Origin of the sequence: Aestuariispira insulae (assembly GCF_003385955.1) — a bacterium.
Lineage (GTDB): Bacteria > Pseudomonadota > Alphaproteobacteria > UBA8366 > Aestuariispiraceae > Aestuariispira > Aestuariispira insulae.
The window spans coordinates 1-24,469 of sequence record NZ_QRDW01000001.1 but is presented as its reverse complement, the minus strand read 5'-3'; the positions used below and the strand labels follow the sequence as shown (position 1 = coordinate 24,469).

Here is a 24,469-nt window from a genome sequence, read left to right as displayed (position 1 = left end):
GCGGCATACGGATTTTACTATTTTCGCCAAGCAGATAAGCCAGAAAACATGTCTCTTTCATCACCGGAACGTGTAACAGAACTGCTGGCCGCCGCCGCAGATGAATTTGTAATGCCGCGCTATCGCAGTCTGGCCGATGATGAAGTGCGTCAAAAGGCACCGGGAGACCTGGTTACCGTCGCGGATATCGAAACCGAGCATTTCTTGAGTGAACAGTTGCCGGCCATTCTTCCGGGCTCTGTGGTCGTCGGTGAGGAAGCACATTCCCGGGATCCGGAAATATTGGGGCATCTTGAAGATCATGATGCTGTTTGGTTGGTGGATCCTGTCGACGGGACGGTTAATTTCGCCCGTGGCAGTGAGATCTTTTGTGTCATGGTTGCCCTGATCATCAAGGGGCAGGCGGTTCAATCATGGATCTATCTGCCGCTTGAAAAACAAGCGGCATTTGCCGAAAGAGGCAACGGAGCCTACTGGGGAACGGATAAGATCAAGGTGCCGGAGGCACCGGAGGCAGGTGACTGGCTGGGGCAGGTCAATCTGGCCTATTTCCCGAAAGGGCAACGGGATCACGTCAAGCAGGCAGCAGGTCTTTTGGGCCGGATTGAAAGGCTTGGATGCGCTGGTCAGGATTTCCTGAAACAGTCCCGTGGCGAGCGGCAGTTTTCGCTATACCGCCGTCTGTGGAGCTGGGATCATGTACCGGGTGTCCTGTTGCTGCAGGAAGCCGGTGGTTATGTTGCCAGGTTAGACGGCCTGGAATATCGGGTGCAGGATCGTGTTGAGGGTTTGCTTTCGACACCTAACATTCATATATGGCAAGATATCAAAGGCAGCCTGTTAGGCAGCTGACCGACTATAGATTGCCGGGTTAGTCAAATGAAGGGACGTTTCTATGGCAAAGGTGGCATTTCTCGGGCTGGGCGTAATGGGTTATCCGATGGCCGGGCATCTTCTGAACAAAGGCGGCCATGAGGTGGCAGTCTATAACCGGACAACCGCCAAGGCCGAGAAATGGGTTGCCGAGTTTGGCGGCCGTTTTGAAACCACACCCCGTGAGGCCGCTGCAGGTGCTGATATCGTTTTTGCCTGTGTTGGCAATGATGACGATCTGCGCAGCGTTGTTCTCGGGGATGATGGCGCATATGCAGGCATGAGCAAGGGGGCTGTCTTTGTTGATCACACCACCGCCAGCGCCGATGTCGCGCGACAATTGCATAAACTGGGGCAGGAACGTGAAATAGGATTCATCGATGCCCCGGTATCCGGAGGCCAGGCCGGTGCTGAAAACGGAGTTCTGACGGTTATGTGCGGCGGGGATGCCGGTGTGTATGACAACGTTGAACCGGTGATTATGGCTTTTGCGCGCGCCTGTAAGCGCATGGGCGACAGTGGTGCGGGACAATTGACCAAGATGGTTAATCAGATCTGTATTGCCGGTCTGTTACAGGGGTTGAGCGAAGGCGTCAACTTTGCGCAGAAAGCGGGCCTTGATGTTGAACAGGTCGTGGATGTGATTTCCAAAGGGGCGGCTGGATCCTGGCAGATGGAAAACAGGGCGCCGACCATGGCGGAAGGCAAGTTTGATTTCGGTTTTGCGGTCGATTGGATGCGCAAGGATCTGGGAATCTGCTTTGAAGAAGCCCGCAATAATGGTGCCCGGCTACCGGTTACCACGCTGATTGACCAGTTTTATGCCCAGGTGCAGGATCGTGGCGGAAACCGCTGGGACACGTCCAGTCTGATCCATTTGCTGGCCAACAGTTAGGACAATGAAAGACACAGATGAATAAGCAGGCGGATTGTCGTGGCGACTTTGTGCAAGATATCAGTGACCAGGTGATTGCCTGGGCACTGGAAGGCACGTCTGTTGAGCGTCTTCTAAAAGGCTTTTGCGCGAAAATGCGCAAGGCCGGGTTCCCGTTATGGCGGGCTCACATGGCCTGCAGCTGGCTCCATCCTATGTTTCAGGCAATCAGCTTTACCTGGCATAGTGATACCGGCCGGGTGGAGCTGGTGCGTCACCTTCATAGTGAAAAAGATGATGAAGAATGGCTTCGCAGCCCGCTCAAAGCGATGATTGACAATGGTGAAAACGAGTTGCGCGCGCATCTTGAGACGGGTGAGGGCTGTAATCAATACCCTGTGTTCCAGTCTTTTCGGGAGCGTGGTGCCACCGATTACTTTGGTATGATGGTCTCTTTTGGGAAAATGGACGAGGCCAAGGATAATTTGGACGGTTTTATCTCCTCCTGGGCGACCGACCGAGAAGGGGGATTCACCGAGGACGAGATAAATGCCCTGCGCCGGTTGTTTCCGCGCTTGGCGCTGGGCGTGAAATCAATCATCCGGGAACAGACGGCCCGAAACGTGCTTTCCGCCTATCTAGGTCCCTATGCCGGACAGAAAGTGCTGGAAGGCCAGATTAAACGTGGCGATGGCGAACGTATCCGGGCCATTATCTGGTATAACGACCTGCGCAGCTCGACCCGGTTGGCCGACCAGATGCCCCCCGAAGAATTTTTAGCTCTGTTGAACCGTTATTTTGAGATGACGGCCGGCATTGTGATGGATCATGGTGGCGAAGTCCTACGCTTCGTCGGCGATGCGGTATTGGCGATTTTTGCCATCGAAGGTCCCGGTGGGGCGGAACGTGCCGCCAGAATGGCTCTGGCAGCTGCCAAAAGCTCGCTGAAGCTTTTGGAAGAAGACGAGGCCCAGGAAGATGGCATTCAGTTTGGGATTGGACTGCATGTTGGTGAGGTCATGTATGGCAATATCGGCGTGCCGGAACGTCTGGAGTTCTCTGTGATTGGACCGGCAGCAAATGAAGCAGCCCGGATGGAAGCCGCCACCAAGACCTTTGGTGAGCGTATGCTGGTTTCTGAGGCTTTTTCCGAGTTGACCCCGCGCGAACATTGGCGTGCATTGGGAGCCCATCGGTTTGATGGGGTTTCCCGCGAGATAAACTTATTCACTCTAAACTAATTATCTAATTTGTTTAGGTCAGCTAATAAAGGTATCGCACGCCAATAGGATACCCCTTGCTCTGTCGATAATAGCTGGCATGCATAACGGTGCTGTTGTCGAGAATGACGATCTCGCCGGTTCCCTCTGGCTCGCTCCAGGTTTGTTCCAGCAGGATATCACCGGTCAGGTTCTTTACATCGGTATTCTGGAATAGATCGTACCAGGGCTGCAAATGGCCATTCCATTGACCGGACCTCTGCGCCTCAAGCTGTATGACGGCGTTGGACGTGATCAGGGTGGATGATGTTCGTGGGGGACAGTGACTGGGATCTTCCGGATCCCGGAAAAACAGCGAATAATAATTTCCCTGGCTGATGGTTCGGTCATAGTGAAATTTCAGGTTCGGGAAAATATTGCGCTGACTGGCTGCAGTGTCTGTTTTTTCCAGGCGTGCGCGCCGTATGATTAATGCACCATATTTCTGCAAGAGCGGTTTGATCGTTGGATCAAGGGTTTCATTGGACTGCAACAGGTTTAAGAGGCAATCTCGGTTCATCGTGAGGACCAGACCAAAATCCTGGAATGGTGGATCATGATCCTTGGACCCTTGATCAGTTGCGTAATGGTTGCGAACTCTTTGATCAAATTGGGGGATCGCAACATTGACCGTGCAACTGGTGTCGCCATTCAATTCCAGCGAAATTGGAGAAGTGCCAAAACGATCCCTGGCAAGGGTGACAGGTTTGAGATCCGTCATGGTCAGTTCATAGCCGCCAGCATGGTTCTGGCCTGCTGCCGGATGGTTTCGGGCAGTTGCTCGGTGAGAATGCTGAGGTCTCTTTGCAATTGATCAAGCTTGACCGTTTCTCCCGCGACCGGTTTTAAACAATATGTGGTTTCTGGATCATCGGAGGCCGACCGGGTGATCGCCACTTCCCATTCCGATGCAATCGCCCGGTTACCCAGCAAGGTGCGTAATGCGTCTGCCATCAGTCTCGCTTGGATTTCGGCACCGACATAAAACCAAATCTGGGGCAGCTTCCATAGGGCCCCTGTTCCTGTTTCATGACCCTCGCAGGACCAGCAGGGTTGAAAGACACGCATCTTCGATAACTCATAAACCAAGGGGGCGATGCGTATTTCAAGCGGATATAGCACCGGGTCAGAAGACAGCGCGGTGCTGATCCCCGGGCAATCATGGCCGCATCTGTCTTTGCGTTCAGGGCAGGGGCAGGCCATCCAGCAACTAGGATTCTTATCGCCGCCAGAGACTTGCAAGACTTCTCTCAGGGATAACTTGACGAATTCAGCGGATTTGTTGGATTGGTCCGGTCGGTCGATTTTCACAATTCTTCCCCTGAATTGCTGGCTCGCTACGATGCTCTCTTAACTGGCCTATGATAAAACCGAATCCTTAAGGAATGGCTTAAATACGGTGTTTGATCCGGATCACTCAGTCTGGGTGAAAACCTCGACGGACTGTCCGTCAGGCGCCCGGATGGAAAATTGCCTGTGCTGCCAGGGCAGGTCTTCCAGTTCTTGTTCGATCCTCATGCCCTTATCTTTTAAAAGGGCATAGACTGCGTCGACATCTTCGACCTCCAGCGCCAGGATTCCATGGTTTGAGGGGCGCACGGTCTGGGCTTTTTTGAAACCAATCTGCAAGAGCGGGTTTTCCCGCCAGGAAAGATGGAGAAAGAAGTCATCTTCATAACTGATCTGAAAACCCAGATTTTGATAAAATTGCCGGCATTCCTCCAGGCATTTGGTGGGGAAGACTGGAAACAAACTGACAATCCTCATTTGTTCTTCCTTTGTTGCATCTTTTTCGTAACGGTTATAGAACAGGAGTGCTGACAGCATCTTGTCAGTAGGGGTGACGAATTAGGGGGAAAGCGCGATGCGCCGTGCCGACAGGCTTTTTGAGATAATTCAGATATTGCGGCGGCGCCGTGGTGTAACCACCGCGCAGGACCTGGCAGAAGAGTTGGAGGTTTCGGTTCGGACCGTTTATCGCGACATTGTGGCACTCCAGGCCCAGAGGGTACCTATTGAAGGTGAGGCGGGCATTGGTTATGTCCTGCGTCAGGGATATGACCTGCCGCCGTTGATGTTCACTCAGGATGAAATTGAGGCATTGTTGCTTGGCACCAGGATCACCCAGACATGGGGAGATCCGGAGTTGGCAAAGGCTGCAAAAAATGTGATCGCCAAAATTGGGGCGGTATTGCCGGATAACCTTCGGCCCAGCATCATGAGCCAGTCAATAGCAGCACCGTCTTCTGGATCACAAGTGCCGGTTGAAACTGATCTGGCTCGGGTCCGCCAATGGATTCGGGAAAAAAGAAAGCTACATTTTAATTACCAAACGGCAGAAGGCAAAGGCAGCAATCGCACTATTTGGCCACTGACATTGGCGTTTTTTGGTCCGGTTTGGAACATCCTTGGATGGTGCGAATTGCGGCAGGATTTTCGGGCGTTTCGTCCGGACCGCATGATTGGCGTGGATTTCCTGGATGACATGTTTCCAGATCAGCCCGGCCGTCGCCTGATTGATTTCCTCAAACGCGAAGGCTACGAATTGGAGGATTTCTAACCAAGGATTAGTCGTTTGCTGCAAGGCGTCGTTTAGCGGACTGCCAGGCTGCCTCCATATTTGCCAGAGTCTGATCCTTCAACTCTTCTCCTTGTTTCTTATATTCCTGTTCCATTTCTTTGAAACGTCGGGAAAATTTGTTATTCGCCCTGCGGAGGGCGAGTTCCGGATCAATCTTGAGATGGCGGGCCAGGTTCGCCATGCAAAAGAGCAGGTCACCCAATTCATCTTCCAGCCGGTCATGAGCGGCATTGATGTCCATCTCATGCTGTAATTCACCAATCTCTTCTTCGATTTTGTCAAAGATATCCCTGGCTTCGGTCCAGTCAAATCCGACACGGGCTGCGCGCTTGGTCAGTTTTTCAGCCCGGGTCAGGCTAGGCAGATTCACGGCGACCCCATCAAGCGCGCTCTTCGTCAGGCCTTTCTCCGCACGTTCCCTTGCTTTGGTATCTTCCCAGCTAACCCGGACTGCATCCGGATTGTCGGCGTCATGGTCACTAAAAACATGGGGATGCCGGCGGATCATTTTGTCCGCAATGCTGCCAGCGACATCATCAAAGGCGAACAGATTTTCTTCCTCAGCCATGCGGGCATGGAACACCACTTGCAATAGTAGATCGCCCAGTTCGTCACGCAGGTCATCAAAATCTCCGCGATCGATGGCATCGGCAACTTCATAAGCTTCTTCGATTGTGTAAGGGGCGATAGTCGAAAAATCCTGTTCCAGATCCCAGGGGCATCCGCCTTCGGGATTGCGCAGCTGCGCCATGATGCCGATCAGACGGTCGATATTCGCGGTCATGTTCAAATCCTGCTATTGCAACAATGCCTGTGGACACTAAAATCCCCGGCCTGTGATTTCAATTGCCAAGTGAGGGATTTCCCCGTGATCATCGACCACCGGACCTACAATATTGTTCCCCGGAAAACCAAGGAATATCTCAAGCTGTTTGAAGAGATTGGTCTGCCGGTTCAAAAGAAGCATCTCGGCAATCTTCTGGGATATTACGTCACGGAAATCGGCCCGCAGGATCAATTGGTTCATCTTTGGGGATACAGGAGCCTGGCAGACATGGAAGCGCGGCGGGCACAGCGGAATGCCGATCCGGCATGGGCTGACTTCCTGGTAAAGAGCGAAGGGCTGGTGAGGTCTCAGGAAACCAAAATTATCCGACCGGTGTCCTTTTCGCCGGATGCTGGTCAGCTGAGTTGAATCAGCACTGTTATTTCACTGTTTTCATACGGGTTTTCTGTTTTTCTTGATTTTATGGGGAAGAGCATCCCTGTGGCGAGCCGTTTCAGAGCGATCCATGCTACTCCTCTACACGTTCCTCTGTTAGGCTGATTCCATGACAGTTGCCCCGGTTGACCTTAGTCACCTTACGCTCATTGATACGACCCTTCGTGAAGGTGAGCAGTTTCAGACCGCCGATTTCACCAGTTCGGATAAGCGCCGTATTGCTGAGATGCTAGTCGGATTTGGGGTGAATTATCTGGAAGTGACAAATCCCGCAGCAAGCGAACGCTCGTTCAAGGATGCGGAGAAACTGGTGTCGCATCTCCCGCGCACCAAAATTGCGGCCCATATCCGCTGTCATCCGGAGGATGTGAGGATTGCCTTGGATAGCGGTGTGGGTGCGTTGCATATGGTGATGGCGGTCTCTCCAATTCTGAGATCCGTCAGTCATGGCAAAGGCATTACCGAGGTTATTAGGACCGCGGAAGAATGTGCCAAACTGGCAAGAAGCCGTGCTCCCGGCATTGAATTGCGCTATTCCAACGAAGATGCATTCCGGTGTGGCCGGGAGGACCTTGCCAAGGTATATGGCTCGCTTGCTCAGAGCGGCCTGTTTGATCGCTTTGGGCTGGCTGATACAACGGGTGTGGCAAGCCCGATGGATGTTCAGCAAATGGTTCAGTGGGTGCGGGAAGAGACCGGCAAAGCCATAGAATGGCACGGGCATAATGATACGGGATGCGCAGATGCCAATGCCGGTACGGCGGCATTGAGTGGGGCCAGCCATGTCAATTGCTCTGTTTTAGGGATAGGAGAAAGAAACGGCATAGCTTCTCTGGAGAGCATGATTGCTTTTCTTTATACCCGTTCGCCCGACCATATCCGTCAACATTATCATTTGGATCAGTTGCAGGACATTACACGGTTTGTGGCGGACTGCGTTGGTGTGGAAATACCATTTTCCCATCCGATCATGGGCAAGGCCGCCTTTTCCCATAAGGCGGGCATTCATCTGAAAGCCGTATTGCAGGATCCGGGCAGTTATGAGGCGATTGTGCCTGAGGAATTTGGGCTGGAGCGCCATTTGAACCTGGCCCATCGCCTGACCGGTTGGAATGCGATCCGGGTCCGGTCCGAAGCGCTGGGCTTGTCATTGAGCGTTGAACAGTTGAAGCAAGCAACCTTCGAGATTAAGCGGCTATCTGATGAACAAGAAATTGAAGTGTCCGATGTCGACGATATTCTTATGAACCTTGACCGAATTAATAAATGAAAGTGATAGGTCATTGTTATACCTGCATGATCCTTTTGAATCCGCGATATCATATGGAGTGGGGAGGTCGAACGGGTATTTGCCGCTTTCTGGTGAGGAAATCGTTATTTTTACCGGGCTGACCGGTGCCGGAAAGACAACAGCGGTTTCCCTATTCTTGGAGATGATGAATAAAGACGCGGTTTTGCTGCCGAACCGCCGGGAGCTGACAGACCGGTTGATCATACCTGAATTCGCCAATGGACCGGTTCAGGATAGAATATCCCGGTTTGAGATCACAGGACGCTTCAGGAATGCCCATCCAGGTGGCATGGCGGAAATCCTTGCCGGACTATCCATTCATCCGAACCTTCATGGTAGAATATTCCTGTTTGATAATCTACGCGGGCGCAATGAAGTGGATCATGCGCTCCATCAGTTTGGAAACGCGACATTTGTGCATGTTTCCGCACCTTTACAGGTAAGGCTTCACCGGTTGCTGACCAGACTGGACCCCTTCGATCAAGTGAAGGACAGAGTTGCCAATAGCGAAGGTTTGGCAGAACGATTACGCCAATCCATGCCCCGGCAAGCGGTGCAGGGGATCATGGAAAAGGTTGCCTGCAATCTTTATGATGCAACAGAAGTTGTTGATAAACTGGATATTCTTGAAAAAGAGGCTGAGAATTACTCTGATCAGGATTGTCTTGAGCTGCTACAATCGAACGCCAAATCAAGACAGGTCATCTATCGCACCGATGAAGAAACGCCAGAGGATTTCGCGATCCGCCTGCGGTTATGTCTCGGGATCTGATTCTCTGGCGGCGAGCCGGTAAAGACCGGCAGCCACCAGGAATACCAGACAAACCGGCAGCAATCCTGCCGCACTGCCGCCAGATGCTGCCAGCATAATGCCAACCAGAGCCGGGCCGCTCATATGTCCAACCCGTTCCAAAACACGATAGACGGCCAGGGTATGGGTATGGCCGGCATTGAGCGCGGCTCTGGTCGACGAAATCGCCGCCAGGGCCGGTGAAGCAGTTAACCCCTGTCCAACGCCCAGCAGGATGATGGATAATACTATTGTCGCTACCTGGGCCGGTTCATTGAACCAGGGATCAATCGCCCCCCGCATTTGCGTCCCAAATTCCGCAAGGAGAAAATCTTCTGGCATGCTGCCAGGATGCTGAACCGCCAGCATCAGGCCGCTGGCGCCCAGCAACAGGCAGACAAGACCACAGGAAATGAGCGCCCGTGAACCGCCCAGGCTTTTGTCGAGGCGAGGGGCGAGCTTGGTGGAACCGTAAACGATCACGGAATAGAACATCAGGGCTTGGCCCACGGTATCCGGGCCATATCCGGCCTCAATCATCAAGAATGGCAGGGCAAACATGACGATGCCGGTCAGGGCGAATTTCGAAACCACGCCAACTGTCATTAGAATCCAAAGAAACTGCCGGTCTTTCAGGATGATGCCTAGTTCGGGCTTGTTGCCAATTTCTAGTTCTGCGCCTGTGACCTTCATAAAATCTGTTTGCGGTGTTTTTACCGCAATCAATGTGTAAAAAAGCACTGCGCCGCTGGCGATGGCCGCCACTAGCATTGTTTCTTGATAGGGGTGGAAAGAAGCCAGCAGGCCGCCAAGCCCTGTTCCGGTAATGACACCGGCAGTATAGCCAAGGACCTGAATGCTTGCGGCTTGGGTTTTCTCCTCCGCGGGCAAGGTTCTCAGGGCGATATCCTGGATTGTGACCAATAGGAGGCCCTGGCCGAAACCGGTGATCATGCGTCCCACGCAGAATAACCAGAATTCGCCGGAAAAGGCGGTCAGCGCCAGACCGGACGCCACGCATATGGCACCAATTTCGAAAACAAATCTGTCGCCGCGCTTGTGGATCAGGCGTCCTGCCGGGATCAGGGCAAAGGTGAGGGCAATGAAATAACCGGTAAAGGGGGCTTGTGCCCAATAGCTCGATAAGCCTTCAGCTTGAGCAAGGCTCTGGCTTGCATCCGGTAGGATCGGCCAGATCATGGCATCAACCAGCAGAGACATCAGATATGCCGGCTGGATGATCTCCATCCTGCTATGGGCATCCTGATGAGGGGGAAGCGTTGCACTGCGCATGCGATAGGCGTGTGCGGCACCCATGAGGGCGCCGCCAAGCAACGTGCAGCCGAACAACAGGGTAAGCATGCCCCTGGCACCCTGCCAGACCGCGGAAAACAGGCTGGTAAAGGAAAGTTCGGAAACCAACTGGGCATCATCGAAGCCCAGAAGCCGCACTGGTTCACGCATGGCATAGGCTGTGGCATTTTCCTGAAAGACCGTGCCTGGCGCGCCAGAACCGGCGGAATGGAGGATCTTGCCGTTGCTGATTAAGCTGATCGCCGAGATATCCGGGTTCACCTGACGATATTCCTGCAGGATGTCTTCGATCCCTGAGACGCTATCGATTGAGATTCCTAGATCGGCCAGAAGATCCAGGCGATGGCTCATGGTAATTGCCAGTTCCTTCGCCTGGCCGCTTTTGCCTTCCAGATAGACCTGAAACAGATGAACGGTCAGCACCAGGATGATAGCGCCTTGAAAGACAAAAAATCCGTTCCGGATCAGGCGGCTGGCGCGGCGGCCTTCACGGAATTCCAGGATGACCGTGAAAACCCCGAAAATAACAAAGAATAACCCGCTCCAGATAAGCACCGAACGGAATTGTTCCGTGATAACTGTTTCCAGTTGGGGGGCATCAAGTTGCAGTTGAATGAAACCGACCTGAGAAAACTGGCCATGCACAGGAACGTTAAGGGAAGAGTAGTCTTTGTGTGAACTTTCAGGGTTTTTTGTTAACTCATTGTTTATAAAATTATTATTTTCGCAGGAAGATGCTGTTTGATCGAAGCAGTATATGCGGTTCCCGGCGGTATCAACCAGTTGTGCTTGGGAAACAGCCGGGTCGGCAAACAGGATCGTGCGAACATCTTTTTCAAAACCGCTATACTGATCCAGGTCCAAACCCTGTCGGGCATAATCTTCAACAGATTGACGGACCAGTTGGGTTAGCTGCGAGATGCGTTCTACCCGTAACGGCAGATAGGTTCGTTTGGCTTCGGTATGGCTGACATAGAGATAAAGGGAAAGGGTAGCCAAGGCGAGTGACAGAACGAGGAGAGATGCGACGAAGCGTCTCATGACGGCACATCCCCTTTGGTGGTCAATCTATACATGATCCGGTCTTCATCGGGCGGTGTGAAGGTGGCTGCGTGGATAACCGAGGCATTGTCCCATATAACAATATCGCCTTTCTGCCACTGATGGCGATATTGGAACTCCGGTTTGGTGGCATGCAGGCATAGCATTTTGATCAGTTCCTGAGCTTCTATGTCTTTCACACCTTCGATGCCGACCATCATTTCCGCATTGAGGAAAAGGCCTTTCTTGCCGGTGACGGGATGGGTTCTGACCAAAGGGTGTTTTTGTTCCGGCACCGCATTATCCATTCGCGCGGTTGGAGAGGGGGCTTTGGCCTTTTCTTCTTGTTCACGCACTTGTTGCAAGGCGCGGATGGCTTTTGCCTCGCTCCGGCTCACCGTATCATCGGCGGTAAATAGATATTCCTTTTTCTGGTACCGATGTATGGCGCGCAGTCCTTCCAGCCGGTCTTTCATCGGGGGGTCAAGTGCATCGTAGGAGGCCTGGCAGTCGGCAAAAAGTGTGTCACCGCCATTTTTCGGAACCTTGATTGCCTGGAGAAAAGTGGCAGCGCTGGGGCGGGGGGTGAAGGTGCTGTCGGAATGCCAATGAGTGCCGGCCCCGTCGCGCCCGAGCGGCGTGCCGTCCACGCGGACATTGGACAGAATATATATTTCCGGGTGGTCCTTTAGGCTGTAATCGCTGATGAAAAACGGTTCTAACTCTCCGAAGGATCTGGCCAATGCCAGATAGTCTTCCGGTGTGTAATGCTGCCCACGGATCAAAATGACCTTGTGTTTGTGCAATAGCCCTTTGAGTTTTTCATTCTCCGATGGTGACGATTTTCCTGGGGCCAAACCATCGATGCGCGCCACATATCCAGGGCCGATCAGTGTGTCTTGCAGGCTCATTCAGCCTTATCCTTGAAATGTGCGGTCATGCATGTGATGTCATCAGATTGTTCTGCGTTTGCAGCAAAGTCTTTCACTGCTTGCACGCAAGCCCGTACAATATCTTCAGCGCACGCCTCTTTTTGTGAGGAAAGGGCCGACATGAGCCGGTCTTCACCGAATTCTTCCTTTTCAAGGTTGAAGGCTTCGGTCAGGCCATCGGTATACAGAAAAAGGCTGTGGCCGTCACCGAAGTCGACCGAAGCCTGGCTGTAATCCATGTCCGGCATCATTCCTAAAACAAGATCGCCAAAGGAAGGGATGGCGGAAACGGAGCCGTCCGGCTTCAAAATATAGGGCGGATTATGCCCGCCGTTTGCATAGGTCATACGGCGTTGTTTAAGATCGATGATGCCTAGAAAGACGGTGACGAAAGCACTCATGTCATTCTGTTCTTCAAGAAGGTCATTCACTCTTTTAAGGCAAGCCGCTGGTTCGACCCCTGCCATCAAGGTCGCCTTGAGCAAGGTCCTTGAAACCATCATGAAGAGCCCCGCAGGTACGCCTTTTCCGGAGACATCGGCGATCACAACGCCGATGTGGTCTTCATCGATGTCGAAATAGTCATAAAAATCACCACCGATTTCCTTCGCGGGCTCCATGTAACCGCAGACTGTCATGCCGTTTCTGGAAATAGTATCCCGCGGCAGGATGGAGGCCTGCATGTCCCGCGCGAGCTGCAATTCCTGGCGCACACGGGCAAGATCCGCATTATCCCGGAACAGGCGCGTGACCGTACCGAACCAAGGAGCCCAGGCCGGCGGAATATCCGAAATATAATTCCGATGGCTTTCACCGCTCTGCTGAATATGGCTGACCAGTTTGGTGGCCGGATCAACAAATTCATGTCGGGTTAGGTGGTTGGCTACCAGCATCATCAATGTCAGCATAACCAGCAACAGGCTGTATTGCGGCGCTAGAGCCGCGGAAAGTCGAAGAATCAGGCTGTCTTTGTCAGCCAGATAGATCAATGTCCATGGGGCTTCCTCCAGTGCCTGCCAATAAAGAAGCTGGCCATTGACGCTGTGGACCTGCCGGGGGGCAAGGTCTAGATATTCCGGCAGGAACTGCTCTAGCCCCTCTGATAGAGGTGTTTCGGCTTGATCCAGTATCATTGTCTGCCCCAACGGATAGGCGAGGTCACTATTCACCTGATTCAGGTAGCGTGATGAAAGCTCGAGTAACAGCACGCCTGCGGGTGGCACATCGGTGGATGCGCGGACAGATACTGCCATGATCGGATCGTTGGCCTTGGGAAAATCGGACTTGGCCAGCCAGATGGGATGATCAATCTTATGCTGGCTGAAAATGCCCTTCAGCTTTGAAGCCAGTTCTTCCGTGCGCTTAAGAAATTCAGGGTCCGCATTGGCGGGGGGCTGTGTGACATGTTCGCCTATGCCGCCAATAAAGGTTAGGCGGTTGATCATGGGCAGTTCGCGCCGCAGACGGTCAAATGTGGATAGGAATGCGGTCGGTTTGGTTTCGTTAGATAGGATCATATTTTCTGATGCGGCTTCCAGGTCAGCCAGGCGATCCGCCAGGCCTGATGTCAGGGCGTCGAGAATCAGGATATGGGCCTGCAGCCTATCTTTGATAACGCCATATTCATGGTTCATGGATCGATTGAGATCGAAGGCAAAGAAACCACCCGTCAGGGTCAATAACACCGCATAAGTGACACCGATGATCACACGGTAGCGTTTGTAGAAAGAAAACCTGCCGCTTTGCTCGGCTTTTCCTTCAGGCTGGTTTTGCTGTGAGGATGAATTCGTCATTGATAGCGCGACTCGACCAACTGACCGTTGATCCGCACCGGATGGCCTTCATAATCGTAGATGAAGCTGGCTTGCTCCATGAAACGGAAAGGGATTTTCAGGCCAATCTGCCGTGCTTTTCGAAAGGAAATGGCAATTTCCGGCGGGGAGACAAAGCCGACCTTCAAATCACCCGGGGCAGAGACACCGCGGAGAATTTGCAAGGCGTAATGTGATGAAAGCCTGACCGTTGCGGCCATGGTTGAACCGATGGAGACAACCGCGCTGTCGTCACCTTCGCGAACCACATCGGGTAAAAGCGCAACGACCGGCAGGCCATCGGAAAGTGCGTTGACTAGCCTGATTTCCTGGTAAACAGATGTGGAGCCGGTAAGAAGAAACAGGCTGGATTTTAATTCGGGGTCGGTTTTACGCATTCGGGCAATGGCTTCAGGCATTATTGCGCGCAAGTCAGTCAGGACGGTATCCGGAGATTGCACCGCCAGTTTCAGTATCTGGTAATCCGCAGTTTCAGCGAATGCCACTAGGGGGGTTACCTGGGTCTCAATGGCGCTGTCATTGGTGTTGTCGTAGAGAACGGCAATATTTTTTAAGTTTGGCAGCAGTTGGGTCAAATAGGCGTTCAGCGTTCTGATCGGCACATTGATCGATGTATAGGCGATATTCGTTCCGCTGCCGCTCTCGTAATCCGGCATCTGGCCTCTTAAGACTGGGTCTTTTGCGGCCGCCGTAACAACGGGTAGATGGCCATTCTGGTAGTTCTTGTAAGCATATTTTGCTGCGCTCGAACCAATGGTTAAAACCAGATCAAAATCGTTTTCCTCGGCCCATTTTATCGCTTGATCAGCTTCTTCCTTGACCGAATCGTAATACCAGAGTTCCAGTTCCAAAGCCTCGCCGGCGCGTGTGAATTCGGATGTGAATGTATTGATCGTGGTGGAATAGGCGACAACAGATGCGCTGGGGATCAGCCCAAGGACTTTTCTGTATCCTGAAAGATTTTCATCGAGTGCTTTTGTTTTGAGCGTCAGGCGTTGCGGGCTGTCTGCTGTGGAGCGGAGCTCATAATGACTGAGGACCATGTCATCCAGTTGCAGCCAGTCAAGCCGGCTTTCCGCATGCAGGGGGGCGCTGAAGAAAAATACAGAAATCAAAAAAGACTTGAAGAATAGTCTGGCGGACATGTCTGGCCATTCCGGTACTGTCACAAACGAATAAGGGGTAAGAGTAATCTATGTGACCGTGGAATCAAAGGTCGGTTGAAATCAGGTGACCCTGTTTCTCATGCAAGATAGACTAAAGGGATCAATCAGTTGCATTAGATAGCGAATACCAGAGCGTTTTCATATGACACAGGACTACATTCAACCGAATGCCGGACAACCGGAGGGACGCACAGCGCGTTTGCATATGATCCGTGCCTATCTGGTCCTCTTGATATTGTTTTTTGCCACCACACTCTACGCCTGGTCACAGGTCAGCCATCATTTGCTGATTAAACGCGGCGTTCATGGCTTGGCGGCATTGGATGTGACGATGCAGGCCCATCTGCAGGCCGGGGTGCCTTTATCGGAATTTGCTGGTTTTGAGCGGATATCCGAAAGCATGCTGCGGGTAGCGCCAAAAATAGTTTCGATCGTGATCAGGACGGCCGATGATCGGCCGATATTCTGGAAAAACCGGACAGGTATAATAGAAACTCCGCCCATTGATGCTGATGCGCTTTTGACCATGAAAAATGGCCGGACCCTCGGGTTGGAGGTGGAGGATGATCTTATGCGCATGGCGATGCCGCTCCATGGTCCCTATGGCAAAGAAGGCAGCCTGGAGGTGGAATTACGCCGGGATCTCCAAGATCTCTTTGAACCTCTCTATTTCGGGATCTTTGCCGGTCTGCTCATCCTCATCGGTGTTGTTTATTGGTTCTTCCTAAAAGTGATCGCCACGGACCAGGAAGTCTGCCGCTGGTATCGAAAACCTGTTTCTGTTCTGGCGCAGGCTTTGTTGATTCTGGCCCTTGCGGCGGCTTTTCTCGGAATGCTGACGGAAAAACGGGCTTCAGACACCGCAGAGGCGATTGCCACATCTTTTGGCGCGAGAATTGATCAGGCAATGACAATGGGCATTGATCCGGGGGATTTGGCAGGGCTTGATCTCATTGTCGAGGAGATGCGCCAAAGTGATGAGATGGTCTCTCATGTGGCTCTGATCGAAGGCAGTGAGATTACAACCGCTGCCGGCGTTTCAGATGGGACAGCTGCGTTGCAACTAGTCGACAGACCTTTGACGGCCACATTCGAGCTTCGTCCACGCCAGATTTATCACCGTCAGTTCCAGGTGTCTGTGGGGATGGGCATGCTGCCGGTGTTGCGTCTCGTCGCTGAACAGGCCTGGCTGCTGTTGTTTCCAGCAATAGCTCTGTTGTTATTGATCTGGATCCAGCGGCGTGAAGGCGGGGAGGTGTGCCGTGGCTGACCTGGGAGCCGGATTGCTGGAATTTTCAATCGCACCGGATCTTTCGGAAATCACCCGTTGTGGCGAAGCATGGGGGCGGATGGCTGAGGCGGCGGAACTATCTGAAACGGAACGGTTTCAGGTTGACCTTGTGATCGACGAAATACTGAGCAATATCATCAAATATACGGTCGTTGGTGCGGATGAATTCAATGCGGGCCTGCGGATAGAGCTTTCTGATGAACGAATCATCCTTCATATCTGGGATCAGGGAGATCGCTTTAATCCTTTGACGCAGGCGGAGAAACCGGACCTGGATGCAAGTCTGGAAGATCGGAAAATTGGCGGGTTGGGCATTCATTTCGTTCGCGATTTGATGGATGACGTAACATATGTCAGGGAGGGCGGATATAACCGTCTATGTCTGATGAAGATGAGGAAGAGGGAGAAAGATGGAAATCCGTGAAGAGAGCTCGGACGGGGTTTTGGTTCTGGTGCCGGTCGATCGGGTTGATGGGGCTACGGCACAGGCATTCTCGGAAAAGCTCGACCAGGCGGCCGCACGGGGCGAGCGGTCTATTCTCCTCGACTTTTCCGAGTTAAAATATATCAGCTCCACTGGGCTGCGCGCGGTTTTGACCCTGGCCAAGAAATCAAAGGCGTCCGGTTCCGGTTTTGCCGTATGCAGTCTTATCCCGCATATCCGTGAAGTCTTCGACATGAGCGGTTTTTCTCGGATCATGACCCTGGCGGAAGATCGGGAAGCGGCCTATAGGGCACTTTCAAATTGAGGCGGAATAAAGAGACCGGAACAGCCTGAATTGGTTGGTTTGCATTGGTTTAACGTTATGAAAAAAATCCTCCACCGCTCCCAATACCGACTGGACCGAATTCTCTCCAAAGGTGTGATGGCGCAACTGGGCCTGTTGGCCTTGTTTGCATTTGTAACCGTTTCAATTGGCATGACGGTCATGTTTTTCGGTCTGTTTGATCCGGAAAACGCGAGTGTCGAGAGCATTCATCATAAGAGCCATGAAGATATCGCCGATGCTTTCTGGTGGTCGCTGACCCATGCGCTTGACCCAGGAACCTTCGTTTCCAACTATGGCGCCAGTTGGCAGGTAATGCTTTTTGCCTTTTCCCTGACAATCATTGGGATGGCGCTGTTTGGGGCTTTTATCGGCCTTGTGTCTGCTGGCATTCATGAACGGTTAAGGCTGTTGGATCAGGGCATTGGTCCGGTTGTGGAAGAGGGGCATATTCTGCTGCTCGGCTGGAATAACCTGGCCCCAGCTGTGATCTCCAGATTGGTCGATATTGCTGGTGACGCCCGTCTGGTTGTGCTGGCGGACCGGGATATTGAAGAGATGCGCCATGACCTGAGGATGAGTGTCGAGATTGACCGGAATCTAGCGAGACGCGTTATTTTTCGCCAGGGAAATGTTGTGGCTGATCATGAGCTTGAACGGGTTTCCTACCAAAAAGCATCACGTATAATCGTGCTTTCGAACGAGCGTTCGTCGTTGGATGCAACAGCCAATGACATTGATGCTATCAAGCTTTTATTGATGTTCGCGGACAATCGTCGCTGGTTGGAAACAAAGCCGCATATCGTGGCCGAGATTTCCGATGTTTCCAATTTCGAGATTGCCAACCTGGCAGGTAAATACCAGGTCCCTGTTGTTACCTCTGCCGACTTGATCAGCCGAATAATGGTACAATGCTCGCGGCAGCCGGATTTGTCGGCTGTCTATTTTGAACTGTTCTCCGCCAGTTCGAACAGGTTGCTAATGGAGCATATTCCAGAATGCACCGGTATGGCTTTCGGCTCCATTTTGAACGCATTCGGCCGTGCGACCCCTATTGGCGTGTGCGATATTCTCGAGCTGGAGGATCGGGTGGTCTATATTCCGGACCTCAATCCGCCGGCCGACCATATCATTGAAGAACATGAGAAAATCATCCTGATCGCCAGTGAGACAGAGGCGGAATTCACGCCCAACGGCACAGCCTTTGACGGGCTAGCGCCAGTACCAGGCGAGGCATTTGATCTGGACCGGATGAAGCAGGTCCTGATACTGGGCTGGAACCGCAATATCTATACCAGTCTCCAGCTCTATGACGATTATATGGCTGGCGGAGAAGTGGTTGTCGTTTCATCCCTGGATGAGAATGAGGCCCGTACCTTGTTGGACGAAAACCTGCCCAAGCCATTGGTAAATATCTCAGTGCGGGTGGCGCAGGAGAATTACCTGAAACGTGCTGTGCTGGAACGATACCTGGCAGACAGTCCCGATGCGGTTGTCATTCTTTCCGATGACAGCGGGGATACGGAAAATCCGGACTCGCGTGTGATCATGGCCATGGTCCTGCTGCAATGGATTCTCGAAACCCATGGGATGGATGCTGATCCTCATGTGATCGCAGAGATACTGGATCGTTCCAGCACCCATTCTCTGGAGTTTTTTCAAGGGTTTGAAATGGTGGTTACCCCGGATATCGTCAGTTTGATGCTGGCGCATATCGCGCGCCGTAATGATATCAGGACGGTTGTCACAGAGCTGCTAAGCCCCAATGGACAGGAAATCTATCTCAAACCCTTTGACCGATATGTTGCTGAAGGGGAGGCTTTCCGGTTCGGAGACCTTGTTACCCGAGCCAAGCAAAATGATGAAATAGTCTGGGGGGTGGTCCGTATGACGGGACCGGATGGTGAAAAGCTTGATAACTGCGATGTTCAGATAAACCCCGATCGCACAGAACCAATTGCCCTCTCTCAGCATGACCGATTGATTGTCCTGAGCCGTTAAGTCTCAGGGCATCGGTCTTTTTCGAAACGTTCACTAACGTCGAAAGGCGGCAGCCAGCTTTCGCGACGGATGGTCCAAAGTTCGTATTGGGGAAGGAACTGATCGGGTTCATCCATAATGCCTAAGTGTATTTCTATTTCACCAGGGCTGCATGAAAAGACCGACGAACCGCAGCGCGGACAGAAGTGACGTCCCTGGAACTGATGTGTTTTTCCCTGAAGCTTGACGGATTGCTCATCAAAGATAGCGGAAGCATGAAACAGGGCGCCGTGATGCTTTCTGCAATCCATGCAATGACAGATTCCAACCCGAAGCGCTTCCCCCTTTATTGTCAGGCCTATATCGCCGCAAAGACAGCTGCCGGAAAACTCTCGCATCGTTTCAGCTCCGGTTCCATTGGTTGTTTTATTCTACATCATGGCAGATTCGACCTGACTGGATCAGAAAAATCATAGGGTATTCCAGGATGGACAATCTTTGGGAACTGGTTATATGATCGATACAACCGCTGGATAAAGCGGAAAAACAGGGTGATGAAGATAGTATGGCGAGTGTCGGATCAGCTAAACCGGGCGGCCAGCCGGTTGAATATAGTTTTGCAGAATATGCGCGCTTGCTGGGGGCGGTTGGCCTGTTGAGCTCTCAGGCCAGATCCCATGCAACTATCGCGTTTGGTGACCTCTATCCCCGGCTTGTCCATACGATGGGCCGTCATCAATTTCGCCTTTTTGCAAACCGGAATGATTTTCCTGTCGCTTTTGTTCATTGGGGCTGGTTGGATGATGTGGCCTTTGATGGTCGTCTGGACGGTGCAGATTCCAAGACGGTGATGGATCTGCTTGCGAAGTATCCTGGTTGCAGGCCTGTTTGCCTGGATATGATTTATCTTCCCGAACACAAAAACCTCATTAAGCAGCAGGTCGAGGAAGGTCTGTTTGACTCGGTGAAACCTCCGTTGGTTCTGCGCTGGCGAAACGGGCGGGTCCACACAACTGCCGGAGATATGTTATGACCGACCCGGTATCCGTTGGGAGGACCCCGATTTGGCAAGATGGTGAAACAGGCGGTGAATTGCCTGATTGTTCGGTTCTAAGTCTGATTGATCAGCAACCGCCCTTTGTCTTTATCGATCAATTGACACGTTATGATCCAATCGGACTGCGCATAGAAACGTCAACGCAGGTGCGGCCGGATCCGTTCTGGATCGATGGGCATTTTCCCAGACAGCCCGTATATCCCGGGGTCTTCCTGCTTGAGCAGATGGCGCAGACCGCACTTTGCCTGCTGCGGGCTACGGGTGTGGGTGAAGGCGGTCAGGCCCGATTGGTTGGCTTGGACAAGATGGAGTTTTTGCAGCCCTGCATTCCCGATGACCGGCTTGTGACGTCTGCGCGCGTGATGGAAGACGGATTGCTGACCCTGTGCCATGGCCAGGTTCATCGGGATCACACGCTTGTCTGCCAGGGACTATTCAAGGTGATGGGATGACTGTGAAAGCTTGTGTAACCGGCATGTCGGCTATTTGCCCGCTAGGAGATGAGCCGGATCAGATCCTGCAGGCCATGCTGTCTGGGCGCTCCGCCATCAGCCATTGGCAGCATTATGATAAAGGGCCGCTTTATTCACATGTGGGTGGCGAGATGGATACCGCCCATATTGGTTCACTGCTTAAACAGGCGCTCGCACATCTGCCCGGTGATATGGCAAAGCGTCTTCGTCCGATGCTGATCCGCCTGCCCAGGCCCGTGCACTATTCCTTATGGCTGGCTTTGCGTGCCTGGCACGACCGGCGGGCGCGCCAGCAACATAATATGGATCCAGATCCTGATCGGATTGGCGTGATTGTCGCCGGGCATAATCTCAACAATCGCTATATCTATGATGAGATCCTGACTTATCAGGATAGTCCGGATTTTGTTGATGGCCTTTATTCCGCCAGTTCGCTCGATAGCATTCATGCCTCCGCCGTCAGTGAGTTGCTGAACGCCAGAGGCCCCAGTTATTCGGTGGGGGCAGCCTGTGCCAGCGGCATACATGCCCTGCGTGCAGCCCGCCAAGAACTGCTGTCGGGTGATCTGGATCAGGTTTATGTTTTGGGAGGCATTACGGAATCCGGCTTGACGGAACTGGACAATATGGTGGCCATGCAGGCGGTCGCGCCTGGTGATCGGGAAGGGGATCCTGCTGGGGTTTCCAGGCCATTTGACAAGGAGCGCACCGGTTTTGTTCCGGCACATGGTGGTGCCTGCCTGATCCTTGAACGTGAGGAAAAGGGGCAGGCATCCCTGGCCTGTCTGGAAGGCATTGGCATTTCCAGTGATGCCCAACATTTGCCGATCACCAGCCAGGAAGGCCAGGAACGGACCATGATGTTGGCCCTGGAACAGGCCGGTTTGACGATGGCCGATATTGCTTTCGTCAGCGCACATGCCACCAGCACGCCCCATGGAGACATGACAGAGCTTTCCGCCATCCGGCAGCTTGGCGCAGATCAGGGCGTCGGCCCGGTTAAAGTCAATGCGGCGAAAGGCATGATCGGGCATACGCTTTGGTCTGCGGCGCTGATTGAGACGGCCCTGGTAATCGCGCAATTGAAAGCAGGGACAATCCACGGCAACCTGAATTTAGCGGTTCCGGATGAACCATGGGTTCTGGATTATTGTTCAAATGGCAATAGTGAAATCTCGGGGGGAAAAGCGCTGAAGAATGCTTTTGGCTTTGGGGGCTATAACGGATCCCTGGTGATTTCCGTGGAGGAGCGGGCATGAAGATATTCCTGACCGGTGGCACGGGGGGGGTCGGTGCGGCACTTGTGGGCCATTTGGCGGCACAGGATCACCAAATTTGCTTCACCTTTTCAAGCCGGTCTGAGAAGGCGCTGGCCTTGGAGCAAGAAACACAGGACGGGGGTTGTGTCTTCTCGCTTCAAATGGATGTGCGCGACCCTGCTTCTGTGGATGCCGCTGTTGATGCCGCTTGTGAGAGGTTGGACGGGATTGATCTGGTCATTAACAATGCGGCGGTCAATAGCCCCAAATTGTTACTACAGCAGTCAGACCAAGATTGGCTGGAAATTTTGTCGGTCAATCTTACAGGCAGCTTTTTCCTGACCCGTGCTTTTTTGATGCCATTCCTGGCCCAGGGAAGTGGCCGCTTCATTCATATGGGATCTATCAGCGCCAAGGGGATGGCCGGGCAGGCGGCCTATAGCGCGGCCAAGGCGGGGCTTGAGGGGTTGTCAGCCAGCACAGCCCGGGAATATGGAGCAAAGGGAATTCGTTCCAATGTGTTGCGTCTGGGGCTTGCTGATGTCGGCATGGGCGGGGATATGGCCAGTGACCAGGTGACGGAGAGATGGTTGGATGCTTGTGCGTCAGGCCGATTAATGGAAATGCGGGATGTTTTTTCCGCGGTTGATTTTCTGGCCGATCCTGGATCAGATTTTATCAATGGCGCGGTTATTCCGGTAACAGGCGGAGTAGAGCAGATATGACAGATCAGACAGTTTTAGAAGCGGAAATCAGGGAATGGATCGCAGAGCAACTTGCAATGCTGCTGGGGCGCGAGCCATCGGAGATGGATCCGAACAGCGCTTTGGCAGAGATGGATGTCATTAGCCTGGATGTGGTTCACGTGATCGCAGCGGCGATGAAACAGTTTGGTATCAAGGTGCCGAGAGCCGAGTTTGAAGGCCATGACACTATTAATAAGCTGGCCGGACTGATGGCACGTCATGCTGGATGAGTAAGTCTCCGCTTGATGGGAATAGGGAAAGGACGACGGTTTGAACGACATCGCCCGTTTGCCGCTTGATGATCTGCTTCTGGATGCGGTGCACTCTATCGGTCATTCCGGGCGAGATATCACCCGGATAGTCGGAGGTGGAAACCTGCCATTGGATCCGAGCCGGGCGCAAGGCGTTGCCAGGATGCCCGAACCGCTGGAGATGGTGGATCTGATTGGGGCTTATCTCTTCTTGTGCAGCCACTCCAATCCACATCATCATTATCAAATGGGATTGATTGAAAACCGCCTTCTACCCTCGTTGGAATGGAACAGTTTCCGGCTTTACCTGGCTGATGATCTGCCGGTCGCCTTCGTGAACTGGACATGGGTCACTGATGTTGTGGATGCCAGGCTGAGCAAGGGGGAAAGCGCCTTATCGCCGGAAGACTGGCACAAAGGCGAGCATATGTGGTTCATGGAAATCCTGGCGCCATTTGGTCACAGCCTTGAGGTTATGTCGGATCTCCATGACCAGGTCTTTTCTACCCATCCGAGCGCTAAAGCGACGATTATGGATGACAATGGTGGAATCAAGGCGGTTCGTCACTACCGCCCGATGGTTGGATGAGCCTTTACGAATATTAGCAAAACCCTTGAAAACTGTCGCTTTTGTTATTTAGGGCAGATTATTTTCACTTTTGCGACATATGTTATTTTTTCATGACAAAATTCTTTAAAAACTGTTTACAGAAAATTCTACTAACCCTATGGTTGCCGGTATAAGGTTACCCACAGAGGTGCCAGGCCAAATAAGGTCCGCCATGAAAATGAGGGGGCCGACGGGAGACACATACCGGATTGAGGAAACCATCCGGCTGGGAGAGTGAGGGTACGGAATGACCAAACCTGTAACACGTGAAGAGTTTGTAGAAACACTGTCTGCGGTGAATTGCTCCAACGGGGTGGTGCGCCTGTTTTTTGTTGGGCAGGACCTTGAAGCAGTATCATCAGGGGAAATGGGCGAAAACCCCACGCCCGAATTACGCAAATGTGTAACCATGCCGCTGCCGGGATTTCTATATGCGGTATCCGTGGTTCAGAACTTCCTTGAAGATGACAAGATGAAGGAACTGATCCAGCGTTACCAGGATGCGGGCATGTTGCCCCCTGTCGAGGCAGGGGATGTGCCGGAAGCGTCCGCGCAGGTTGCGGAATAACCTTTAGCTTTTAAATCCGATCAGAATGTGTTGTGCGGCCGGGTGTATGCCTTTCGGTCGACGGGGACAGTTTGTTTTGTATTTGTGTTTAGCCTTTGGGCGAAGGTTCTGTCTTGGGGAAGGGACCATCTGATCTGCTTATAAGACCATACCACATGGGCGGAAGGACAAGATCCGCCTGATATCCGGGGAGATATGAGCCATGGGTTCGGTAGGTAAGTCGATCGAGTATTTTTTTACAGGCCGTTACAATGCCGGCAATGGCAATGACACAATCCATGCCTATGGGTTT

General features: G+C 52.6%; 27 protein-coding genes. 18 read left to right on the top strand and 9 right to left on the bottom strand.

The genetic code is table 11. From position 1 onward, the window contains the following. Positions 1-48 precede the first annotated feature (48 nt). Genes DFP90_RS00135 through DFP90_RS00125 form a run of 3 tightly spaced genes read left to right on the top strand, consistent with a single transcriptional unit; the run spans position 49 to position 2,988 of the window. Positions 49-852 carry an inositol monophosphatase family protein gene (locus tag DFP90_RS00135; protein WP_115934404.1) on the top strand — a complete coding sequence of 268 codons (804 nt, stop codon included), beginning with the start codon at positions 49-51 and terminating at the stop codon, positions 850-852. A gap of 43 nt (positions 853-895) precedes the next feature. Next, entirely contained in the window at positions 896-1,768 is an 873-nt protein-coding gene (locus DFP90_RS00130) for an NAD(P)-dependent oxidoreductase (RefSeq protein WP_115934403.1), read from the top strand. Positions 1,769-1,785: 17 nt separating this feature from the next. Further along, a complete protein-coding gene (locus DFP90_RS00125; protein WP_115934402.1) occupies positions 1,786-2,988 on the top strand; it encodes an adenylate/guanylate cyclase domain-containing protein in 1,203 nt (400 codons plus the stop codon). A 22-nt stretch (positions 2,989-3,010) separates the two neighbouring features. Here the strand turns inward: DFP90_RS00125 and DFP90_RS00120 are convergent, their stop codons facing one another. The 3 genes from DFP90_RS00120 to DFP90_RS00110 form a co-directional block, all read right to left on the bottom strand. Further along, entirely contained in the window at positions 3,011-3,727 is a 717-nt protein-coding gene (locus DFP90_RS00120; RefSeq protein ID WP_115934401.1) for a hypothetical protein, read from the bottom strand. A gap of 2 nt (positions 3,728-3,729) precedes the next feature. Beyond that, positions 3,730-3,960 carry a hypothetical protein gene (locus DFP90_RS22635; protein WP_147300889.1) on the bottom strand — a complete coding sequence of 77 codons (231 nt, stop codon included), beginning with the start codon at positions 3,958-3,960 and terminating at the stop codon, positions 3,730-3,732. A gap of 459 nt (positions 3,961-4,419) precedes the next feature. Beyond that, positions 4,420-4,773, bottom strand: a complete 354-nt coding sequence (locus DFP90_RS00110; protein ID WP_181905113.1) for a VOC family protein — start codon at positions 4,771-4,773, stop codon at positions 4,420-4,422. 97 nt (positions 4,774-4,870) lie between these two features. On the opposite strand from DFP90_RS00110, the gene DFP90_RS00105 reads away from it, so the two are divergent. Continuing rightward, positions 4,871-5,566: a helix-turn-helix transcriptional regulator gene (locus DFP90_RS00105; RefSeq protein WP_115934398.1), complete on the top strand. Its 696-nt coding sequence runs from the start codon at positions 4,871-4,873 to the stop codon at positions 5,564-5,566. Positions 5,567-5,573: 7 nt separating this feature from the next. Here the strand turns inward: DFP90_RS00105 and mazG are convergent, their stop codons facing one another. Then, positions 5,574-6,371, bottom strand: a complete 798-nt coding sequence (gene mazG, locus DFP90_RS00100; protein WP_115934397.1) for a nucleoside triphosphate pyrophosphohydrolase — start codon at positions 6,369-6,371, stop codon at positions 5,574-5,576. Between the two features lie 84 nt (positions 6,372-6,455). Here mazG and DFP90_RS00095 point away from each other — a divergent pair, with 84 nt between their 5' ends. From DFP90_RS00095 to DFP90_RS00085, 3 genes are all read left to right on the top strand, one after another. Beyond that, a complete protein-coding gene (locus DFP90_RS00095; RefSeq protein WP_115934396.1) occupies positions 6,456-6,782 on the top strand; it encodes an NIPSNAP family protein in 327 nt (108 codons plus the stop codon). A 136-nt stretch (positions 6,783-6,918) separates the two neighbouring features. Beyond that, positions 6,919-8,079, top strand: coding sequence for a homocitrate synthase/isopropylmalate synthase family protein (locus DFP90_RS00090; RefSeq protein WP_115934395.1), 1,161 nt, complete (start codon positions 6,919-6,921; stop codon positions 8,077-8,079). A gap of 79 nt (positions 8,080-8,158) precedes the next feature. Further along, positions 8,159-8,872, top strand: coding sequence for a DEAD/DEAH box helicase family protein (locus tag DFP90_RS00085; protein ID WP_115934394.1), 714 nt, complete (start codon positions 8,159-8,161; stop codon positions 8,870-8,872). Here DFP90_RS00085 and DFP90_RS00080 read toward each other — a convergent pair. From DFP90_RS00080 to DFP90_RS00065, 4 genes are read right to left on the bottom strand one after another with little or no spacing between them, the layout of a single operon-like run. Next, a complete protein-coding gene (locus DFP90_RS00080; protein WP_115934393.1) occupies positions 8,855-11,245 on the bottom strand; it encodes an MFS transporter in 2,391 nt (796 codons plus the stop codon). The genes DFP90_RS00085 and DFP90_RS00080 overlap by 18 nt on opposite strands. Next, a complete protein-coding gene (locus tag DFP90_RS00075) occupies positions 11,242-12,156 on the bottom strand; it encodes a TauD/TfdA dioxygenase family protein (RefSeq protein ID WP_115934392.1) in 915 nt (304 codons plus the stop codon). Before DFP90_RS00075 ends, DFP90_RS00080 begins: the two co-directional genes overlap by 4 nt. After that, positions 12,153-13,970, bottom strand: a complete 1,818-nt coding sequence (locus DFP90_RS00070; protein WP_115934391.1) for a PP2C family protein-serine/threonine phosphatase — start codon at positions 13,968-13,970, stop codon at positions 12,153-12,155. The genes DFP90_RS00075 and DFP90_RS00070 overlap by 4 nt, the downstream gene beginning before the upstream one ends. Beyond that, entirely contained in the window at positions 13,967-15,154 is a 1,188-nt protein-coding gene (locus DFP90_RS00065; RefSeq protein WP_115934390.1) for an ABC transporter substrate-binding protein, read from the bottom strand. The genes DFP90_RS00070 and DFP90_RS00065 overlap by 4 nt, the downstream gene beginning before the upstream one ends. A 163-nt stretch (positions 15,155-15,317) precedes the next feature. Here DFP90_RS00065 and DFP90_RS00060 point away from each other — a divergent pair, with 163 nt between their 5' ends. Genes DFP90_RS00060 through DFP90_RS00045 form a run of 4 tightly spaced genes read left to right on the top strand, consistent with a single transcriptional unit; the run spans position 15,318 to position 19,234 of the window. After that, positions 15,318-16,445 carry a hypothetical protein gene (locus DFP90_RS00060; RefSeq protein WP_115934389.1) on the top strand — a complete coding sequence of 376 codons (1,128 nt, stop codon included), beginning with the start codon at positions 15,318-15,320 and terminating at the stop codon, positions 16,443-16,445. Beyond that, a complete protein-coding gene (locus tag DFP90_RS00055) occupies positions 16,438-16,890 on the top strand; it encodes an ATP-binding protein (RefSeq protein ID WP_115934388.1) in 453 nt (150 codons plus the stop codon). The genes DFP90_RS00060 and DFP90_RS00055 overlap by 8 nt, the downstream gene beginning before the upstream one ends. Continuing rightward, positions 16,877-17,215, top strand: coding sequence for an STAS domain-containing protein (locus DFP90_RS00050; RefSeq protein WP_115934387.1), 339 nt, complete (start codon positions 16,877-16,879; stop codon positions 17,213-17,215). Before DFP90_RS00055 ends, DFP90_RS00050 begins: the two co-directional genes overlap by 14 nt. Before the next feature lie 57 nt (positions 17,216-17,272). Further along, on the top strand, positions 17,273-19,234 hold the full coding sequence (locus tag DFP90_RS00045; RefSeq protein ID WP_147300888.1) for a CASTOR/POLLUX-related putative ion channel: 1,962 nt from the start codon (positions 17,273-17,275) through the stop codon (positions 19,232-19,234). On the opposite strand, the gene DFP90_RS00040 is transcribed toward DFP90_RS00045, so the two are convergent. Further along, the gene (locus DFP90_RS00040) at positions 19,231-19,611 is read right to left on the bottom strand and encodes a GFA family protein (protein ID WP_115934385.1); all 381 of its coding nucleotides are present in this window, start codon (positions 19,609-19,611) and stop codon (positions 19,231-19,233) included. The genes DFP90_RS00045 and DFP90_RS00040 overlap by 4 nt on opposite strands. 236 nt (positions 19,612-19,847) lie before the next feature. Here DFP90_RS00040 and DFP90_RS00035 point away from each other — a divergent pair, with 236 nt between their 5' ends. The 7 genes from DFP90_RS00035 to DFP90_RS00005 all read left to right on the top strand — a co-directional run bounded on the left by DFP90_RS00035 (position 19,848) and on the right by DFP90_RS00005 (position 24,177). Next, the gene (locus DFP90_RS00035) at positions 19,848-20,246 is read left to right on the top strand and encodes a toxin-activating lysine-acyltransferase (protein ID WP_181905112.1); all 399 of its coding nucleotides are present in this window, start codon (positions 19,848-19,850) and stop codon (positions 20,244-20,246) included. Then, positions 20,243-20,722: a 3-hydroxyacyl-ACP dehydratase FabZ family protein gene (locus DFP90_RS00030; protein ID WP_115934383.1), complete on the top strand. Its 480-nt coding sequence runs from the start codon at positions 20,243-20,245 to the stop codon at positions 20,720-20,722. Before DFP90_RS00035 ends, DFP90_RS00030 begins: the two co-directional genes overlap by 4 nt. After that, complete coding sequence (locus tag DFP90_RS00025) at positions 20,719-22,002, top strand: beta-ketoacyl-[acyl-carrier-protein] synthase family protein (protein WP_115934382.1); 1,284 nt, start codon at positions 20,719-20,721, stop codon at positions 22,000-22,002. Before DFP90_RS00030 ends, DFP90_RS00025 begins: the two co-directional genes overlap by 4 nt. Then, complete coding sequence (locus DFP90_RS00020) at positions 21,999-22,727, top strand: SDR family NAD(P)-dependent oxidoreductase (RefSeq protein ID WP_115934381.1); 729 nt, start codon at positions 21,999-22,001, stop codon at positions 22,725-22,727. The genes DFP90_RS00025 and DFP90_RS00020 overlap by 4 nt, the downstream gene beginning before the upstream one ends. Continuing rightward, positions 22,724-22,978 carry an acyl carrier protein gene (locus DFP90_RS00015; RefSeq protein ID WP_115934380.1) on the top strand — a complete coding sequence of 85 codons (255 nt, stop codon included), beginning with the start codon at positions 22,724-22,726 and terminating at the stop codon, positions 22,976-22,978. The genes DFP90_RS00020 and DFP90_RS00015 overlap by 4 nt, the downstream gene beginning before the upstream one ends. A 40-nt stretch (positions 22,979-23,018) precedes the next feature. Further along, positions 23,019-23,588 carry a toxin-activating lysine-acyltransferase gene (locus tag DFP90_RS00010; protein ID WP_115934379.1) on the top strand — a complete coding sequence of 190 codons (570 nt, stop codon included), beginning with the start codon at positions 23,019-23,021 and terminating at the stop codon, positions 23,586-23,588. Positions 23,589-23,856: 268 nt separating this feature from the next. Further along, positions 23,857-24,177, top strand: coding sequence for a hypothetical protein (locus DFP90_RS00005; protein WP_115934378.1), 321 nt, complete (start codon positions 23,857-23,859; stop codon positions 24,175-24,177). The last annotated feature ends 292 nt before the right edge of the window (positions 24,178-24,469 follow it).

Bases quoted from the DNA above. Each gene is read 5' to 3' on its own strand.
- DFP90_RS00050 (WP_115934387.1), top strand. From the start codon at position 16,877: ATGGAAATCCGTGAAGAGAGCTCGGACGGGGTTTTGGTTCTGGTGCCG.
- DFP90_RS00025 (WP_115934382.1), top strand. From the start codon at position 20,719: ATGACTGTGAAAGCTTGTGTAACCGGCATGTCGGCTATTTGCCCGCTA.
- DFP90_RS00105 (WP_115934398.1), top strand. From the start codon at position 4,871: ATGCGCCGTGCCGACAGGCTTTTTGAGATAATTCAGATATTGCGGCGG.
- DFP90_RS00030 (WP_115934383.1), top strand. From the start codon at position 20,243: ATGACCGACCCGGTATCCGTTGGGAGGACCCCGATTTGGCAAGATGGT.
- DFP90_RS00110 (WP_181905113.1), bottom strand. From the start codon at position 4,773: ATGAGGATTGTCAGTTTGTTTCCAGTCTTCCCCACCAAATGCCTGGAG.
- DFP90_RS00090 (WP_115934395.1), top strand. From the start codon at position 6,919: ATGACAGTTGCCCCGGTTGACCTTAGTCACCTTACGCTCATTGATACG.
- DFP90_RS00080 (WP_115934393.1), bottom strand. From the start codon at position 11,245: ATGAGACGCTTCGTCGCATCTCTCCTCGTTCTGTCACTCGCCTTGGCT.
- DFP90_RS00045 (WP_147300888.1), top strand. From the start codon at position 17,273: ATGAAAAAAATCCTCCACCGCTCCCAATACCGACTGGACCGAATTCTC.
- DFP90_RS00070 (WP_115934391.1), bottom strand. From the start codon at position 13,970: ATGACGAATTCATCCTCACAGCAAAACCAGCCTGAAGGAAAAGCCGAG.
- DFP90_RS00130 (WP_115934403.1), top strand. From the start codon at position 896: ATGGCAAAGGTGGCATTTCTCGGGCTGGGCGTAATGGGTTATCCGATG.
- DFP90_RS00020 (WP_115934381.1), top strand. From the start codon at position 21,999: ATGAAGATATTCCTGACCGGTGGCACGGGGGGGGTCGGTGCGGCACTT.
- DFP90_RS00065 (WP_115934390.1), bottom strand. From the start codon at position 15,154: ATGTCCGCCAGACTATTCTTCAAGTCTTTTTTGATTTCTGTATTTTTC.
- DFP90_RS22635 (WP_147300889.1), bottom strand. From the start codon at position 3,960: ATGGCAGACGCATTACGCACCTTGCTGGGTAACCGGGCGATTGCATCG.
- DFP90_RS00040 (WP_115934385.1), bottom strand. From the start codon at position 19,611: ATGCGAGAGTTTTCCGGCAGCTGTCTTTGCGGCGATATAGGCCTGACA.
- DFP90_RS00005 (WP_115934378.1), top strand. From the start codon at position 23,857: ATGACCAAACCTGTAACACGTGAAGAGTTTGTAGAAACACTGTCTGCG.
- DFP90_RS00120 (WP_115934401.1), bottom strand. From the start codon at position 3,727: ATGACGGATCTCAAACCTGTCACCCTTGCCAGGGATCGTTTTGGCACT.
- DFP90_RS00015 (WP_115934380.1), top strand. From the start codon at position 22,724: ATGACAGATCAGACAGTTTTAGAAGCGGAAATCAGGGAATGGATCGCA.
- DFP90_RS00075 (WP_115934392.1), bottom strand. From the start codon at position 12,156: ATGAGCCTGCAAGACACACTGATCGGCCCTGGATATGTGGCGCGCATC.
- mazG (WP_115934397.1), bottom strand. From the start codon at position 6,371: ATGACCGCGAATATCGACCGTCTGATCGGCATCATGGCGCAGCTGCGC.
- DFP90_RS00135 (WP_115934404.1), top strand. From the start codon at position 49: ATGTCTCTTTCATCACCGGAACGTGTAACAGAACTGCTGGCCGCCGCC.
- DFP90_RS00060 (WP_115934389.1), top strand. From the start codon at position 15,318: ATGACACAGGACTACATTCAACCGAATGCCGGACAACCGGAGGGACGC.
- DFP90_RS00125 (WP_115934402.1), top strand. From the start codon at position 1,786: ATGAATAAGCAGGCGGATTGTCGTGGCGACTTTGTGCAAGATATCAGT.